Annotated in this window: 15 protein-coding genes; 7 read left to right on the plus strand and 8 right to left on the minus strand. The window is 70.1% G+C overall.

Going from position 1 to position 14,820, the window contains the following annotated elements; all coding sequences use genetic code 11:
* Positions 1–73 precede the first annotated feature (73 nt).
* Genes ACIBKY_RS02340 through ACIBKY_RS02350 form a run of 3 tightly spaced genes read left to right on the plus strand, consistent with a single transcriptional unit; the run spans position 74 to position 4,313 of the window.
* Positions 74–2,824: a BTAD domain-containing putative transcriptional regulator gene (locus tag ACIBKY_RS02340; RefSeq protein WP_397093765.1), complete on the plus strand. Its 2,751-nt coding sequence runs from the start codon at positions 74–76 to the stop codon at positions 2,822–2,824.
* Positions 2,821–3,399 (plus strand): hypothetical protein, encoded by a 579-nt coding sequence (locus ACIBKY_RS02345; RefSeq protein ID WP_397093766.1) that lies wholly within the window; start codon positions 2,821–2,823, stop codon positions 3,397–3,399. Before ACIBKY_RS02340 ends, ACIBKY_RS02345 begins: the two co-directional genes overlap by 4 nt.
* The gene (locus tag ACIBKY_RS02350) at positions 3,396–4,313 is read left to right on the plus strand and encodes a hypothetical protein (RefSeq protein WP_397093767.1); all 918 of its coding nucleotides are present in this window, start codon (positions 3,396–3,398) and stop codon (positions 4,311–4,313) included. Before ACIBKY_RS02345 ends, ACIBKY_RS02350 begins: the two co-directional genes overlap by 4 nt.
* Here ACIBKY_RS02350 and ACIBKY_RS02355 read toward each other — a convergent pair.
* Positions 4,310–4,747, minus strand: coding sequence for a MarR family winged helix-turn-helix transcriptional regulator (locus ACIBKY_RS02355; protein WP_397093768.1), 438 nt, complete (start codon positions 4,745–4,747; stop codon positions 4,310–4,312). The genes ACIBKY_RS02350 and ACIBKY_RS02355 overlap by 4 nt on opposite strands.
* Before the next feature lie 87 nt (positions 4,748–4,834).
* Between ACIBKY_RS02355 and ACIBKY_RS02360 the strand changes: the two genes are divergently transcribed.
* The gene (locus tag ACIBKY_RS02360) at positions 4,835–5,992 is read left to right on the plus strand and encodes an MFS transporter (RefSeq protein ID WP_397093769.1); all 1,158 of its coding nucleotides are present in this window, start codon (positions 4,835–4,837) and stop codon (positions 5,990–5,992) included.
* Positions 5,993–6,043: 51 nt separating this feature from the next.
* On the opposite strand, the gene ACIBKY_RS02365 is transcribed toward ACIBKY_RS02360, so the two are convergent.
* The 3 genes from ACIBKY_RS02365 to ACIBKY_RS02375 all read right to left on the minus strand — a co-directional run bounded on the left by ACIBKY_RS02365 (position 6,044) and on the right by ACIBKY_RS02375 (position 8,252).
* Complete coding sequence (locus ACIBKY_RS02365) at positions 6,044–6,271, minus strand: hypothetical protein (protein WP_397093770.1); 228 nt, start codon at positions 6,269–6,271, stop codon at positions 6,044–6,046.
* A gap of 101 nt (positions 6,272–6,372) precedes the next feature.
* Positions 6,373–6,873, minus strand: a complete 501-nt coding sequence (locus ACIBKY_RS02370) for a methylated-DNA--[protein]-cysteine S-methyltransferase (protein ID WP_397093772.1) — start codon at positions 6,871–6,873, stop codon at positions 6,373–6,375.
* Positions 6,870–8,252, minus strand: a complete 1,383-nt coding sequence (locus tag ACIBKY_RS02375) for a DNA-3-methyladenine glycosylase 2 family protein (RefSeq protein WP_397093774.1) — start codon at positions 8,250–8,252, stop codon at positions 6,870–6,872. The genes ACIBKY_RS02370 and ACIBKY_RS02375 overlap by 4 nt, the downstream gene beginning before the upstream one ends.
* Before the next feature lie 94 nt (positions 8,253–8,346).
* On the opposite strand from ACIBKY_RS02375, the gene ACIBKY_RS02380 reads away from it, so the two are divergent.
* Positions 8,347–8,751: a metalloregulator ArsR/SmtB family transcription factor gene (locus ACIBKY_RS02380; protein WP_184957820.1), complete on the plus strand. Its 405-nt coding sequence runs from the start codon at positions 8,347–8,349 to the stop codon at positions 8,749–8,751.
* Positions 8,751–9,647, plus strand: a complete 897-nt coding sequence (locus ACIBKY_RS02385) for a cation diffusion facilitator family transporter (RefSeq protein WP_397093776.1) — start codon at positions 8,751–8,753, stop codon at positions 9,645–9,647. Before ACIBKY_RS02380 ends, ACIBKY_RS02385 begins: the two co-directional genes overlap by 1 nt.
* A 1-nt stretch (position 9,648) precedes the next feature.
* On the opposite strand, the gene ACIBKY_RS02390 is transcribed toward ACIBKY_RS02385, so the two are convergent.
* Positions 9,649–10,863 (minus strand): MFS transporter, encoded by a 1,215-nt coding sequence (locus ACIBKY_RS02390; RefSeq protein WP_397093777.1) that lies wholly within the window; start codon positions 10,861–10,863, stop codon positions 9,649–9,651.
* 61 nt (positions 10,864–10,924) lie between these two features.
* Between ACIBKY_RS02390 and ACIBKY_RS02395 the strand changes: the two genes are divergently transcribed.
* A complete protein-coding gene (locus ACIBKY_RS02395; RefSeq protein WP_397093778.1) occupies positions 10,925–11,902 on the plus strand; it encodes a DUF5937 family protein in 978 nt (325 codons plus the stop codon).
* Here ACIBKY_RS02395 and ACIBKY_RS02400 read toward each other — a convergent pair.
* From ACIBKY_RS02400 to ACIBKY_RS02410, 3 genes are all read right to left on the minus strand, one after another.
* Positions 11,876–12,820, minus strand: coding sequence for an NYN domain-containing protein (locus ACIBKY_RS02400; protein WP_184957816.1), 945 nt, complete (start codon positions 12,818–12,820; stop codon positions 11,876–11,878). The two genes, ACIBKY_RS02395 and ACIBKY_RS02400, sit on opposite strands and share 27 nt — an antisense overlap.
* Positions 12,821–12,926: 106 nt before the next feature.
* Entirely contained in the window at positions 12,927–13,229 is a 303-nt protein-coding gene (locus ACIBKY_RS02405) for an acyl-CoA carboxylase subunit epsilon (protein ID WP_397095430.1), read from the minus strand.
* Positions 13,229–14,815 (minus strand): acyl-CoA carboxylase subunit beta, encoded by a 1,587-nt coding sequence (locus tag ACIBKY_RS02410; RefSeq protein WP_397093780.1) that lies wholly within the window; start codon positions 14,813–14,815, stop codon positions 13,229–13,231. The genes ACIBKY_RS02405 and ACIBKY_RS02410 overlap by 1 nt, the downstream gene beginning before the upstream one ends.
* Positions 14,816–14,820: the final 5 nt, after the last annotated feature.

The raw sequence follows: 14,820 nt of genomic DNA on the forward strand, positions 1-14,820 counted from the left end.
CCAGACCGAAACCGGCCACTCGCTGGCCCGGGCGGGCCGTTCATGACAACGCTGGAGCAAGAAGGGAGTGGCGATGCCGACGCGAGAGCCGGTGCGGCCCAGGCGGGCGCCCGTGCGCATCCCGACCAGGCGGACCGCGGGTGACGTGCTCGCCGGGCTCGGGGCGCTCGTGGTGCTGGTCGCGCTCGTGGGCGGCGTGCCGTACGCGCTGCTCGTGCTGGCGGGCCCGCCGATCACCGCGGAGCTGCTCGACCTCGACCTGCTGACCAGCCGCGTCGGGCCGAGCACGATCGTCGCGCTGCTGGTCCTGCTGGTGTGGCTGGCCTGGTTCCAGTTGCTGGTCTGCGTGGTGGTGGAGGTCTACGCGGGCGTACGACGGGTCGGCATGCCCGCCCGCGTACCCCTGTCCGGCGGCACTCAGATGCTGGCCAACAAGCTGGTCTCGGCGGTGCTGCTGTTGTTCACCGCCTCGGCCGCCGTGGTGCCGATCGCCCGGCTGGGCGCGCCGCCACCGGCCTCGCAGCCGATCGCGACGGTCGCGCTCGCGGCCCCGATCGTCGAGGCGGAGACGACGAAGAAGGCCAAGAAGGTGTACGTGGTGCAGCCGCCGCACGGCCGCCACCACGAGAGCCTGTGGGAGATCGCCGAGAAGTGCCTGGGCGACGGGCGGCGATATCCGGAGATCTACCGGCTCAACCAGCACAAGGAGCAGCCCGACGGGACCCGGCTGCGGATGGCCGACCTGATCCGGCCCGGCTGGGTGCTGGACATGCCGGACGACGCGCGCAACGTGCACGTCGTGCCCGCCGGGCAGGGCCGGGTGGAGACGCTCCGCGAGCATCCCGGACGCGCGGAGCCGGTCGGCAGGGTGTCCGGCAAGGCGGAGAAGTCGGCCACGCAGGAGCAGGCGCCGCTGGTCAAGAAGGAGACGACGACCCCCAGCCAGCCGGAGATCACGAAAAAGCCGGAAATTTCGGGGAAGCCGGAAATTCCGGGGAACACGTCGCCGCAGCCCGCGGAGGAGACGAGCCAAGGGCTCGATCTGGTGGACTACCTGGCGGGGGCGTCGCTCGCGGCGGCGGGCCTGCTGGTGGTGCTGGGCAGGCGCAGGCGCGAACAACTGTGGCGGCGGGCGTTCGGCCATCGCGTGGTGCGCCCGCGTGACGACGCCGCCAAGGCCGAGGTGGCGCTGAGGTTCGGCGCGGACGCGCCGGGCACCCGCATTCTCGACGTCGGCCTGCGCCTGCTCGGGGCGGAGCTGGCGGCCCAGGGCCGCACGCCGCCCACCGTTTACGCCGCTCATCTGTCCGCGCGCCACCTCGACCTGTGGATCCACCCGCCGGACAACGACCCGCCCGCGCCCTGGACGGTCCAGGACGGCGGCCAGGTGTGGCGGCTGCACGCCCACGAGGGCCGCCTGCTGACCGACCAGGGACTCGCCCAGCAGGGCGGCGCGCCGTACCCCGGGCTGGTCTCGCTCGGCACGGACGAGTCGGGACGGGTGCTGATCGACCTGGAGGCGGCGCAGGGCCTGATCAACATCCGCGGCGCGCAGACGACCGCGGCGCTCGGCGCGCTCGCCGTGGAGCTGGCCACCAACCGCTGGTCCGACCGGATGCGGGTCACGCTGATCGGATTCGGCGAGGAGCTGACCGCGATCGCCCCCGACCGGATCAAGGCGGTCGGCAGCCTCGCCGAGGTGCTGCCCGAGCTGGAGGCCACGGCCGCGCCGCGCGAGCAGGTGCTCACCGGGCGCGTCAACGGCAGCCCGCGCGACGCCCACTTCCTGCTGTCGGCGGTCGCGCCCACCCAGGAGGAGGCGCGCCGCCTGGCGCTGCTGGCCCGCAAGGACACCGCCGGATACGTCGTGCCCGGCGAGTCGCCGCACGCCACCTGGACGCTGGAGATCACCGACGACGGCCGCGCCCGCATCGCCGAACTCGGGTTCGAGGTCGCCGCGCAGCTCCTGCCGCGGCGTCACTACAAGGCCCTGATCGATCTCTTCCGTACGGCGGAGCAACTCGACGGCGAGGCCATGCCCGACCCGGAGCCGCTGGACGAGATGCAGCCCCCCGCCGTGGAGATCAGGCTGCTCGGCCCGATCGAGGTCATCGGCCCGGAGCCGCTGGAGGCCGGGCGGATGGCGATCGCCGTCGAGCTGCTGATCTACCTGGCCACCCATCCCGGCGGCGTGCACCCGGTGGTGCTCGGCGGCGTGTTGTGGCCGCGCGGCGTCCAGGCCATGGTCAGGGACGCGACCATCGCCCGCGTGGCCGACTGGCTGGGCGAGGAACACCTGTTCACCGACGAAGCCGGGAGGTTGCGGCTCGGACCGGGCGTGCGTACCGACTGGGTGCTCTTCCGCGAGCTGGTCAGGCGCTCGCACGGGGACGCGACGGCGCGGGCCGTCATACTCGACAAGGCTCTCGGGCTGGTCAGAGGCCCGTTGCTGAGCGGGCGCCCGCCCGGCAGATACGCGTGGCTGGCCGCCGACGAGCTGGAGTACGACGTCGCGGCCGGTGTCGCCGACGCCGCCCACCGGCTGTGCGAGATCCGCCTGGCGCACGGCGAGCCGGACGCCGCCGTCGCGGCCGCGCGCGCCGGGCTGCTGCTGGCCGCCGACGACGAGGGCCTCTGGCGCGACCTGCTGCGCGCCACCCACGCCACCGGCGACCAGGTACGGCTGCGCGCCGTCGTCGACGGGCTGACCAGGAGGTCGTCCTCGCACCCGTACGGCGGCGGGATGGCGCCGGAGACCGAGGCGCTCATCGACGAACTGCTGCCGTCCTGGCGGATCCACATCGTGAGGGAGTCGTCGGCATGAGGCGCGTGCTGATCGTGTGGTGCCTGCTGGCCGCCGGGTGCGCGGCGCAGCCGGAGAAGGTCTACACGCCCAGGGTCGCCCCCGCTCCGGCCGGGTCGGCGGCTTCCGCCGTACCGTCGCCGGCCACGGAGACGATCGAGGTCGGCGAGAAGCTCACGGTCCAGGTCGAGTGGCCGGCGGCCGCCGACCCGCTGCTGAAGACGTTCACCGACTACTACGTGGACTCGTGGCGGGCGGTGGTCAGCGGCGACGACACCTACCTGGAGCAGGTCGAGGGGCCCGCCGCGAAGGAGTCCTACGACTGGGTGAAGGGCTTCGGCAAGAGTTCGGTGACCGGCACCGCGAAGCTCTACGCGCTGGCCGTGAGCGCGCGGATGGGCGAGGGCGCGCAGATCAACGCGTGCGTGGACGAGACCGGCCTGCGGCTGATCTCCAAGAGCACCGGCCGGACGTTCACGCGCCAGCCCTCGTGGACGCGCGAGACCTACTTGCAGGCCGCGATCACGCACCGCGGCGACGACGGCGTCTGGCGGGTCAAGGACTTCCGCCACAGCAGCGAAGGGTGTGACCGATGAACCGCCTGCTCTCGGTACTGGCCGCGGGAGTCCTGCTGCTCGACCCCGGCGGCACGCGTGGCGACGGCTTCCAGGACGGCCGCACCGCCGGTGTCCGGCTCGAGAACTCCAAGATCGTGATCACCGGCAACGGGGTGAAGGGCGGCAAGAGCGACGGCTACCAGCTCAAACGCCCCTGCTGGTACGAGCCGGGACCCGGCGCCGACGAGATGCTGAAGACCCAGGAGGACGTGCGGGCCTACTGGTTCCGCATGAACCCGAACGGGACCGAGGAGCAGTTCGAGAAGTTCCTCAAACAGTTCAAGGACAAGATCGGCCAGCCGGGCCGCTGGTGGACGCCCGCGTACAACGAGGCCGACTCGCGGGGCCGGGCGTGCTGGGGTGGCCTGGATGAGTTTGTCTGGGTTCCGCCGGGTACGACCCCGCCCTCGGGCATCACACTGGCCGAGCTGGCCGAGATCGCCCGCGCCGCGCTGACCGTGCCGGAGCCGAACGTCAAGCTGAACCCCGACGCCAAGAGCTACGTCAACCTGCCCACCTGGGTGTGGCTGGACGGCGTGGGCGAGACGAGCCGGTCGGTGACGGCCTCGATCCCCGGCGTCATGTCGGCGACGGTGCGGGCGACGCTGGAGGACATCAAGATCGACCCTGGCACCGACAAGCGGCGGGCCGAGGTGCGCGAGCAGTGCGGGACGAGCGGCCGGCCGTACGTGAAGGGCGGGGATTTCACCTGCGGCGTGCGTTACCTGCAGGCCTCCGTCGACCAGGCGCGCAAGGTGTACGTCCTCACGGTCACCACGGTGTGGCCGGTGGAGGTCGTGGACGACGTGGTGCCGTTCCAGTACGCGCCCGTCCAGGTCCAGGCGCGGCGCGACGTTCCCGTGGGGGAGGTCCAGAGCACCGTCCGGCCCTAGCGGTCGGCGATCACGCTGACGAGCGGGGCGAGCTCGGGTAGCCGCGCGGCCTCGTCGAGCACCTCCTTCAGCACGGCGTCATGCGTGGGGCCGGCCTCGGCGAGCAGGGCGCGGCCGGCGGGCGTCACCTCGGAGTAGATGCCGCGCCGGTCGTCCTCGCACAGGTATCTGCGGAGCAGGTCGCGGTTCTCCAGCCTGGTGACCAGCCGGGTGGTGGCGCTCTGGCTCAGGACGACCGCCCTGGCCAGTTGCTGCATGCGCATGTGCCAGCCGTCCTGCCGGTCGAGCACGTCCAGCACGGTGTACTCGCTCACGCTCAGCCCGTGCCGCTTCTGCAGCGACTTCTCCAGGCGCTCCTCGATGCGGGCGTGCAGCGCGGCGAGCGTGCGCCAGCCCTGGGCGCGGGCTTCCACGGCGTCGTCGGCGATGGCCATGGTTGACCTCTCAGCTCGTTGTGTGCTCATATAGTCGGCGTGTGCAACTAATGCATACGCTCACTAACGTCGTCTAAGGGATATTCTATGCCTCTCGCCTTGTTCGCACTCGCGATCAGCGCCTTCGGCATCGGAACCACCGAGTTCATCATCAACGGCCTGCTCCCCGAGATGGCCCACGACTTCGGGGTCACCATCCCCGCCGCCGGCCTGCTCGTCTCCGGATACGCCCTGGGCGTCGCCGTCGGAGGACCGCCGCTGACCATGCTCGGTGGCCGGTGGTCACGCAAGACCATGCTGCTGGCGTTGATGGTGCTGTTCATCGCCGGCAACCTGCTGTCGGCCCTCGCGCCCGACTACGGCGTCCTGATGGCGGGCCGTCTCCTGGCCGCCTTCTCGCACGGCGCGTACTTCGGCGTCGGCTCCGTCGTCGCCGCCGACCTCGTCGCGCCGCACAAGCGGGCCAGCGCGATCGCGCTGATGTTCACCGGCCTGACGCTCGCGAACGTCCTCGGGGTCCCGCTCGGCACCTGGATCGGGCAGGCGTACGGCTGGCGCTCCACGTTCTGGGTCGTCGTCGTGATCGGCGTCATCGGCCTGGCAGGAGTCCTGGCCCTGGTCCCCCGCCAGGATCGCCAACCGGTGAGCCTGCGCACGGAACTCGCCACGTTCAAGAAGGGCGGTGTATGGCTGGCCCTGGCCATGACGGTCTTCGGCTTCGCCCCGGTCTTCGCGGTGATCACCTTCATCGCCCCGATGATGACCGGCGTCGGCGGCTTCTCCTCCGGCGCCGTCCCCATCGTCATGGCCCTGTTCGGCGTCGGACTGGTCGTGGGCAACATCATCGGCGGCAAACTGGCTGACCGCGCCCTCATGCCCGCCATCTACGGCTCCGTCGCCGCGCTGACACTGCTCGCCGTGGTGGTCGCCTGGCTGGCCGGCAACCAGATCGCCTTCGTGGCGGCCATCACGTTGTTCGGAGTGGCCGCCTTCGCCACCGTCCCGCCCCTCCAGACCAGAGTCCTGGACGCCGCCGCCGGGGCCCCGACGCTGGCCTCGGCGGCGAACATCGGCGCCTTCAACGTGGGCAACGCCATCGGCTCCTTCGCCGCCGGCCTCACCATCGACGCTGGCCTCGGCTACACCTCACCCGCCTGGACCGCCGCCCTCCTGGGTTTGGTGGGCCTGGGAGTGGCCGGTCTGGCAGGCGTCCAGGCCCGCCGCCACACCCTGGCCACCGCCTGAATACAGAGCAGGAGGGCCCCGAACCGGGACCCTCCTGCTGCTGCTACGTGCTCAGTCGAAAAGCTCGTCCACGTGGCTGACGGTGATGGCACCGGTCAGCCAGGAGTCGAGCTGCTCAGTGTCATCGCAGCTCAGGATGCGGTGCTCGGCGTCTTCCGTGACCTCGACGCCACGGCCGCGCAGGAACTTGACGATGGACTCCGCCTCACCCTTGGCTATGCACTCGGCTTGGAACTTCTGCATGATCGGGCTCTTGAACTTCTGGGTCGCCACGGACATGAGTTCCCTCCAGAACGCGATGGCTACTTCATAGGGACTCGCGAGCCAATGACGGCATGGAGTAAAGATTACCGACTGTTGGTGTCAGATGACGGAGTGTTTCAGATCTTTGCCGACTCATGCGTCAGCAGCCACTCCTTCACCGCCGTGCCGTAGTAGTACCCGCCATATCCGCCGCTGCCGGGAAGAACCCGGTGGCACGGGACGAAGGGGGCGATCAGGTTCTGGGCGCAGGCGGTGCCGGCGGCCCGGGCGGCGGTGCGGGGGAGGCCGGCGCGTTCGGCCAGTTCGCCGTAGGTGACGGTGGTGCCGGGCTTGACCTCGCGCAGCGCCTTGTGCAAGGCCTGGCGCTTCGGGGTGCCGGGCTGGGAGACGGGCAGGGTGTCGATGGCCTCCAGGTCGCCGTCCAGGTAGGCCATGGTCAGGCGGGTGATGTCGCCCAGGTCGTCCACGACGTCCAGGCCTTCGGACTGCAGGTTCGGGGCGAGGCGGGCGAACATGTCGGAGGGGTCGGGCGTGAAGCCGGCCGCGACCAGGACGCCGTCGCGGGCGAGGAGCGCGAGCGGGCCGGCGGGAGTCGGCAGGACTTTGGCTTCGATCATTTGGAGCTCCACAGGTGTAGGGCGGCGTAGGCGCGCCACGGGCGCCAGCGCTCGATGTGGTCGGCGGGGATGCCCAGGGCGGCCATGCGCTTGTTCAGGACAAGGTCGCCCGTGGGCCAGGCGTCGGGGTCGCGCAGGGCCCGCAGTCCGATGTACGCGGCGGTCCACGGGCCGATTCCGGGCACCTTCAGCAGCTCGGCCACCGCGTGCCCGGGTTCCTGGCCGCCGTCGAGGTCGATGCGGCCGTCGGCGACCCGTTCCGCGAGGTCTTTCATGGTGAGGATGCGGCGGGTGGTGAAGCCCAGGCCGTCGAGGTCGGCCTCGGCCAGGACGGCGGCGCTCGGGAACAGCGGGCCGTGCCGCGTGACGATCCGGCCCAGGAGCGTGCGTGCTCCGGCCACCGAGATCTGCTGGCCGACGATCGCGCGTACCGCCAGCTCGAAGCCGTCGAACGTGCCCGGGACCCGCAGCCCGGGACGGGCCGTGACCAGAGGCTCCAGGGAGGTGGCGCCCAGGGCCGAGGCGATCGCGTCCGGGTCGGCGTCGAGGTCGAGCAGCCGGCGGCAGCGGGCCACGACGCGGGCCAGCTGGCGCGTGTCGTCCAGCTTGACGTCCAGGAGGAACACGCCCGGCCCCGGCGTCAGCGTGAGCGTCCCGCCCGCCACCAGCCGGGTGTAGGAGAGCCCGTCCACGCTTTCGAGCCCGGGAATCGCCCGGCTGGCCAGAAAGGCGAACATCCCCTCCACGTCGTACGGCTCCCGCCGGTGCAACCGCAGCCGCAACCCGGCGGCGGACGACTCGGACAAAGGCCCGGCGGTGGCCCGGAGTTCGCTGGGCGTGAAGCCGTAGGTCTCCCGCATGGTCGCGTTGAACTGCCGCACGCTGCCGAACCCCGCGGCGAACGCCACCTCCGTCACCGGCAGCCCCGTCTCGGTCAGCAACTGCTTGGCCAGCAGCAGCCGCCGGGTCCTGGCGACGGCCAAAGGCCCGACGCCCAGCTCGGTCACGAACAGCCGGTGCAGGTGGCGCTCGGTGATGTGCAGCCGCTTGGCCAGCCCGGCCACCCCGGTGTCGTCGGCCGCGCCGTCGTCGATGAGGCGCAGCGCGCGGCCGATGAGGTCGCCGCGCAGGTCCCAGCCGGGGTCGCCGGGGGAGAGCTCGGGGCGGCAGCGCTTGCAGGGGCGGAATCCGGCCGCCTCGGCGGAGGCGGCGTGCCGGTAGAAGCGCACGTTGCGCGAGGCGGGGGTGCGCGCGGGGCAGATCGGCCGGCAGTAGATGCGCGTCGTCTTCACCGCGGTGTAGAAGCGCCCGTCGAACCGGGCGTCCCGTGCGGAGACCGCCCGGTAGCAGGAGTCGAAGTCGAGCTCTACAGGTGCCATGTCATCGACAGTATGTGCCGGACAGGATTGGCGACTGGCGGAAATCAGACGTATGCATTGACAGGAAGAGGAGAATTTCCGCTAACCTTCTCATATGAACAGCTATTCAGAGGTGCAGATCGATGGCTGCACGGTAAGGGTCGTGGACGCGCCACGGGTGGAGTCCGTGCGCTCGCGGATGCCGGGCCAGGAAGACCTCGCCGACACGGCAGAGGTGTTCGGGCTCCTCGGCGACCCCAACCGGCTGCGGCTGCTGCTCGCCCTCCTGGATGGCGAACTGTGCGTGTGCGACCTCGCCGCGGTGACGGGCCAGAGCGAATCTGCCGTCTCCCACGCCCTGCGGCTCCTGCGCGCGCACCGGGTCGTCGCGGTCCGCCGCGCCGGCCGCATGGCCTACTACCGATTGGAGGACGCGCACGTGCGGATGCTGCTTGATTTGGCGATCGCCCACACCGGGCACACTCAGGCCATTCATCCCGAGCGTGGAGGGAACGACTGATGGGAGCGGGACACGGACACGGTCACGCGGGCGCCAAGCATCGCTGGCGGCTGGTCGTCTCCTTCGCGTTGATCGGCTCGTTCTTCGTGGTCGAGCTGATCTTCGGACTGATCACCGGCTCGCTGTCGCTGCTGTCCGACGCCGGGCACATGGCCGCGGACGTGGTGACGCTCGGCGCGGCCCTGGTGGCCACGCGGATCGCGAGCAGACCGGACACCACCGGCCGGCGCAGCTACGGCTCCTACCGCGCCGAGGTCTTCGCCTCGCTTCTCGCCGTCGCGCTGATGATCGGCGTCGCCGTGTACGTGGTGGTCGAGGCGATCGGCCGGATCGGCGAGCAGGCCGAGATCTCCACCGGCCCGATGATGATCGTCGGCGCCATCGGCCTCCTGATCAACCTGGTCGCGCTGTTCCTGCTGCGCAGCGGCGCCTCGGAGAGCCTCAACGTCAAGGGCGCCTACCTGGAGGTCATGGCCGACACGGCCGGCTCGGTCGGCGTCATCGTGGCCGGCTGGCTCGTCTCCTCCACCGGCAACCCCGTCTGGGACACGCTCGTGGCGCTGGCCATCGGCGCGTTCGTCGCCATCCGGGCCGTCGGCCTGGGCAGGCAGGTCTTCGCGGTGCTCGGCCAGCACGTGCCGGAGGGCATGAGCGCCGACGAGGTCGCGGGCGACCTGGCGGCCATCGAAGGCGTCGAGGACGTCCACGACCTGCACCTGTGGACGCTCACCTCCGGCATGCACGTGGCGACCGCGCACCTGGTCGCCGAGGAGTCGCGCAGCCACGCCGTACTGGATCAGGCTCGTGACGTGCTGCGCGCCCGGCATGGGGTCGCGCACGCGACGTTGCAGGTGGAGCCCGCCAACCACAAGGGCTGCGACGAGATCGGCTGGTGACTCAGCGCTCGGCGCGCAGCGGCGAGAAGTAGATCGGCACCCAGCTGAGGGACATGAACAGCGCGCCCGCCCAGAGCGCGGCGCGCACCCCCCACAGCTCGCCGACCAGGCCCGCGAGCAGGCCGCCGATGCCGACGGCGCCCATGAGGATGAGGCGCATGGTGGCGTTCACGCGCCCGAGCATCTCATCCGGCGTCACGCGCTGGCGGAAGCTGACCAGCAGCACGTTGTTGAGTCCGGTGCGGTAGGTGAGCGCGAACCAGGCGGCGGCCGAGACCCAGATCCACGCGCCGTCGTTCAGCAGCGGGACCAGCAGCGACGCGGGGGTCGTGATCAAGGAGACGATCCACACCGCGCGGCCGCGCCCGAGGCGGCCGCCGACGTGGTGGGCGGTGGCCGAGCCGGCCAGCGTGCCGACGCCGCCGACGGCCAGGTACAGGCCGAGCACCCACTCGGGGTAGCCGAGCTGGGAGACGACGAGCACCGGCAGCAGCACCGAGTACAGCGGAAAGCCCAGGTTCGTCATCGCGCCCTGCAGCACGATCGGCCGCAGCGTGGCGTGACCGAGGACGAAGCGCACGCCCTCGCCGATCTGCGTGGCCAGCTTGTGCCGTGGGCCGTGAGCGGGCGGGGTCTCGATGGCGGGCACCCCGCGCAGGAACAACGCCGAGCCGAGGTAGCCGGCCGCGTTCAGAAGCACGGCCGCCGGGGCGCCCGCCGCGCCGACGAGCACCCCGGCGAAGCTGCGGCCGGAGATGTCCATGGCCGCGTTCGTGCCGACCAGCAGCGAGTTGGCCTCGGTGAGCCGCTCCCTGCCGACCAGCCTGGGCACGAGGCTCTGGGCGGCCACGTCGAAGAAGAGCGTGCCCACACCGGTCAGCGCGGCCACGGCGTACAGGTGCTCCATCGTCAGCCCGCCCAGCCAGGCGGTCACGGGCACCGAGGCCAGCAGGACGGCCCGCACAAGATCGGCCACGATCATCAGGGGTTTCTTGCGCATCCGGTCGATCCACGCCCCGGCCGGCAGCCCGACGACGAGCACCGAGATCGTGGCCAGCGCGCTGAGCAGCCCCACCTGACCGGCGCCCGCGTGCAGCGTGGTCACGGCCAGCAGCGGCAGGGCGACATATCCCACCTGGGCCCCGAACGCGCTCACGGCCGAGCCGAGATACAGGTTCCGGAATCCGGGCTCAAGCAGCAACGAGGTTGTCTTCACGCCGCCCACGATGGTGAACTACCATCCATTGCCGCGATTGATTAAGTGAGCAGCGAATCGAATGACCCTCGATCTGTCCTTCACCGCCGAGGACGTGGCCAACACCCGCTTCGCGATCTCTCCGCTGTGGGAGGTCGTGGCCAGCGTCCGCGTGCTCAAGGAGCCGACCGGCCTCAACCGCCCCTGGGCCGAGCGGGTACGCCGCCGCCTGGCCGACGTGGACTGGAGACTGCTGTCCGACCTGGTCCCGGTGCCGACGATCTCCCTGGTCTGCTTCATCAGCCCGCCGCCCGCCACCGCCGTACCGGACCTGGAGCTGGAGCTGGCGGGACTGCTCGCCGCCGAGCACGAGGTACGCGACCAGCTCGACACCTGGCGCCACGGCGGCCCGCGAACCCCCAGGATCCAGGCACTCCACGACGACCCCGCCGCCGGTCTGGCCCGGCTGGCCGGAGAGATCCGGGCGTACTGGGCGGCCGCCATCGCCCCCTACTGGCCGCGCATCCGCAGCCTGTGCGAGGGCGACGTGCTCTACCGCGCCAAGGCGCTGACGCAGGACGGCGTACGCGGCATGCTGACCGGCCTCGACGAGAACGTGCGCTGGCAGGGCGAGCGCCTGCGCCTTGACCACCGGTTCTGCCACGGCACGCGCGCGCTCGACGGGCGCGGCCTGCTGCTGGTGCCGTCGGTCTTCACCTGGCCGAGGATCTTCTCCATCACCGTGCCGCCGTTCCAGCCGACGCTGCGCTACTCGCCGCGCGGCATCGCCACGCTGTGGGAGCACCGCGAGAGCGACCCGCCACAGGCGCTGGCGGCCGTGCTCGGCCGCACCCGCGCCCGCCTGCTGGCCTCGCTCGACCAGCCCGCCTCGACGCGCGAGCTGGCCGTGCGCACCGGCCTGTCGGAGCCGGGCGCCAGCCAGCACCTCACCGCGCTGCGCAGAGCAGGTCTGTGCAGCGCCCACCGCACGGGCCGCTATGTCCTCTATGCCCGTACGGCTGTCGCCGAGGCCCTACTTGCTGGAGACGCCCACGCCTAGGTCGAACTCCCGGTAGACCCGGGCCCAGAACCCGTCACGCAGCCACACCCGCGCCTCCGGGTAGGGGCGCAACGAGTGCCCGAGCTCCTTCTCCGCCTCTATGAGCAGCTCGGTGTCGATGACCGTCGGCAGGATCGGCCCCGGCAGCAGGTCGCGGATGTTGTCGCGGCCACGGGTGAGAATCCACTTCTGCGCCACGTGCTCGCCCACGTCCTCCACGCGCGGCCGCGACGGGCCGAGCTTGGCCACCTGACCGGGCTTGACCTGCGGCTTCGGGGTGGCGGGGCGACCGGCGAAGACAGTGGCGGGCGACGGCGCCGCGGCCGGCGGAGTGACCGGGACGGGCTGCGGTGCGCGGCTGAAAAAGGGTCTCAGGAAATCTGCAGAAATCACTTCAACGGTGTCGGACTCCCACACGAGCCGCTCGGCCTGGTTGGTGCCATAAGGGGGTTCGACGCCCCACAGATGTATCCGCACTCCGTAGGCCTGCGCGGCCTCGACGGCGGGCACCATGTCCTCATCGCCCGCCAGCAGGATCGTGTCGGTCACCGCGTGATGCCTGGCCAGCGCTTCAAGGTCGCTCCTGATCTGAGCGTCCACGCCCTTCTGCTGGCCACGCGCGTTGAGGTTGCCCAGTCGTACCTTCACCCAGGGCAACTGTGCGATCACTCGCTGATCGACGGTGGGCACTCGGTCGCGTGCGGCGTCATACCAATAGATCCGCAGCAGTTCTCCGGAAATACGTTCCATTGCATGTTTCTGGAGGCTCTGGATGAGCTCATCCGCCGCAACCCGATATTCCTTGCGTTCCTTCGCGCCAAGCAGCACTTCACCTGCGGCGGCATACAGATAACCGACATCCACCAGGACGGCGTACTTCGCTGCCACAGGATGCGGCGTGAGGTCTGGGATGGGCATGTCGTCCTCCAGGCCGCGGCCTTAGTTGATCGGCTGACTATATACGCCTACTTTTCTAGATAGTCCCAACTCTCGGGGAAGTTGACACCCGATTCCAGGGATCCATCTAGGGTAGGGCGCTCAACCGCCAAGCCGACTTCCCTGGCACGAGTCGCCTACGCATGGCTCGGGCTGGGTTTCGCCAAGTTTCGGGCTTACGGCCCGGCGTATGCGTGGGTTCCGGTTGCCGCGTGGTCAGGACGGTGACCAGAGCGGCGATCTCCTCGGGCGTCGCATCGCCCCGCACGACTTTCAGATGCGCTGTCACAGTGCTCTTTCGCTCGCTCCGCCGTGGATCCATCACGGTGTTGTTTGACTCGCTTCGCTCGTGCGTTGTGACGGATGTCCTCGCTGCGCTGCGGGCATCCATCACAACGGGATGTTCCCATGCTTCTTAGGCGGTAGCGAGGCACGCTTGTTACGTAGGGCCCGCAGAGCCTTCACCACTTGCGGCCGGGTGTCCGATGGACGGATTACGGCATCGACATAACCCCGCTCAGCGGCGATATACGGATTGGCCAGCGTGTCTTCGTATTCGGTGACGAGCCGGGCGCGCTCGGCGTCGGGGTCGCCGGCGGAGGCCAGTTCGCGGCGGTAGAGGATGTTGACGGCTCCCTGGGCGCCCATGACCGCGATCTGGGCGGTGGGCCACGCCAGGTTGATGTCGGCGCCGAGATGCTTGGATCCCATGACGTCGTACGCCCCGCCGTACGCCTTGCGGGTGATGATCGTGACGAGCGGGACGGTGGCCTCGGCGTAAGCGTAGAGAAGCTTGGCGCCGCGCCGGATGATGCCGTTCCATTCCTGGTCGGTGCCCGGAAGGAATCCCGGGACATCAACAAAAGTCACGATCGGGATATTAAATGCATCGCATGTTCGGATAAATCGTGCGGCCTTCTCGGATGCGTTGATATCGAGGCATCCCGCGAAATGCATCGGCTGGTTGGCCACGACCCCTACGGGATGGCCGTCCACCCTGCCGTAGCCGACCACCACATTGGGCGCGAACTGCGCGTGGACCTCAAGAAACTCACCGTCGTCCAGCACGTGCTCGATGACCAGGTGCATGTCGTAGGGCTGGTTGGCCGAGTCGGGGATGAGCGTGTCGAGCTCCGGGTCCGGTTCCAGGGCGGCGACGGCCTCGTAGGCGGGGGCCTCGTCCAGGTTGTTGGAGGGCAGGTACGACAGCAGCGCCTTCACGTACTCCAGCGCGTCGTCCTCGTCGGTGGCCAGGTAGTGGGCCACGCCGGACCTGGTGTTGTGCGTGTGGGCGCCGCCGAGCTCCTCGAACGTCACCTCCTCGCCGGTGACCGTCTTGATGACGTCCGGGCCGGTGATGAACATGTGCGAGGTCTGGTCGACCATGACCACGAAGTCGGTCAGCGCCGGGGAGTAGACGTGCCCGCCCGCCGCCGCGCCCATGATCAGCGAGATCTGCGGGATCACGCCGGAGGCGTGCACGTTGCGCTTGAAGATCTCGGCGTAGAGGCCGAGCGCGACCACGCCCTCCTGGATACGCGCGCCGCCGCCCTCGTTGATCCCGATGATCGGGCAGCCGGTCTTGATCGCCATATCCAGAATTTTCACGATCTTCTCGCCGTAGACCTCACCCAGCGAGCCCCCGAAAACCGTCACGTCCTGTGAGAAGACGCACACCTGACGGCCGTCGACCGTGCCGTATCCGGTGATCACTCCGTCGGAGTAAGGCCGCTTGCCCTCCAGCCCGAACATGGTCGAGCGGTGCCGCGCGAACTCGTCGAACTCCACGAACGAACCCTCATCCAAAAGCGCTACAACCCGCTCGCGCGCGGTCATCTTGCCTCTGGCGTGCTGCTTTTCCACCGCCGCCGCGGACCCCGCGTGCGCGGCCTCGTCCAGCCTGCGCTCAAGGTCGGCGATCTTGCCGGCGGTGGTGTGAATATCCGGCAGTTCCGGCAATTCCTCAGCAGCACTCATGCCCA

Origin of the sequence: Nonomuraea sp. NPDC050394, from assembly GCF_044459065.1 — a bacterium.
In the GTDB taxonomy this organism is placed as follows: domain Bacteria; phylum Actinomycetota; class Actinomycetes; order Streptosporangiales; family Streptosporangiaceae; genus Nonomuraea.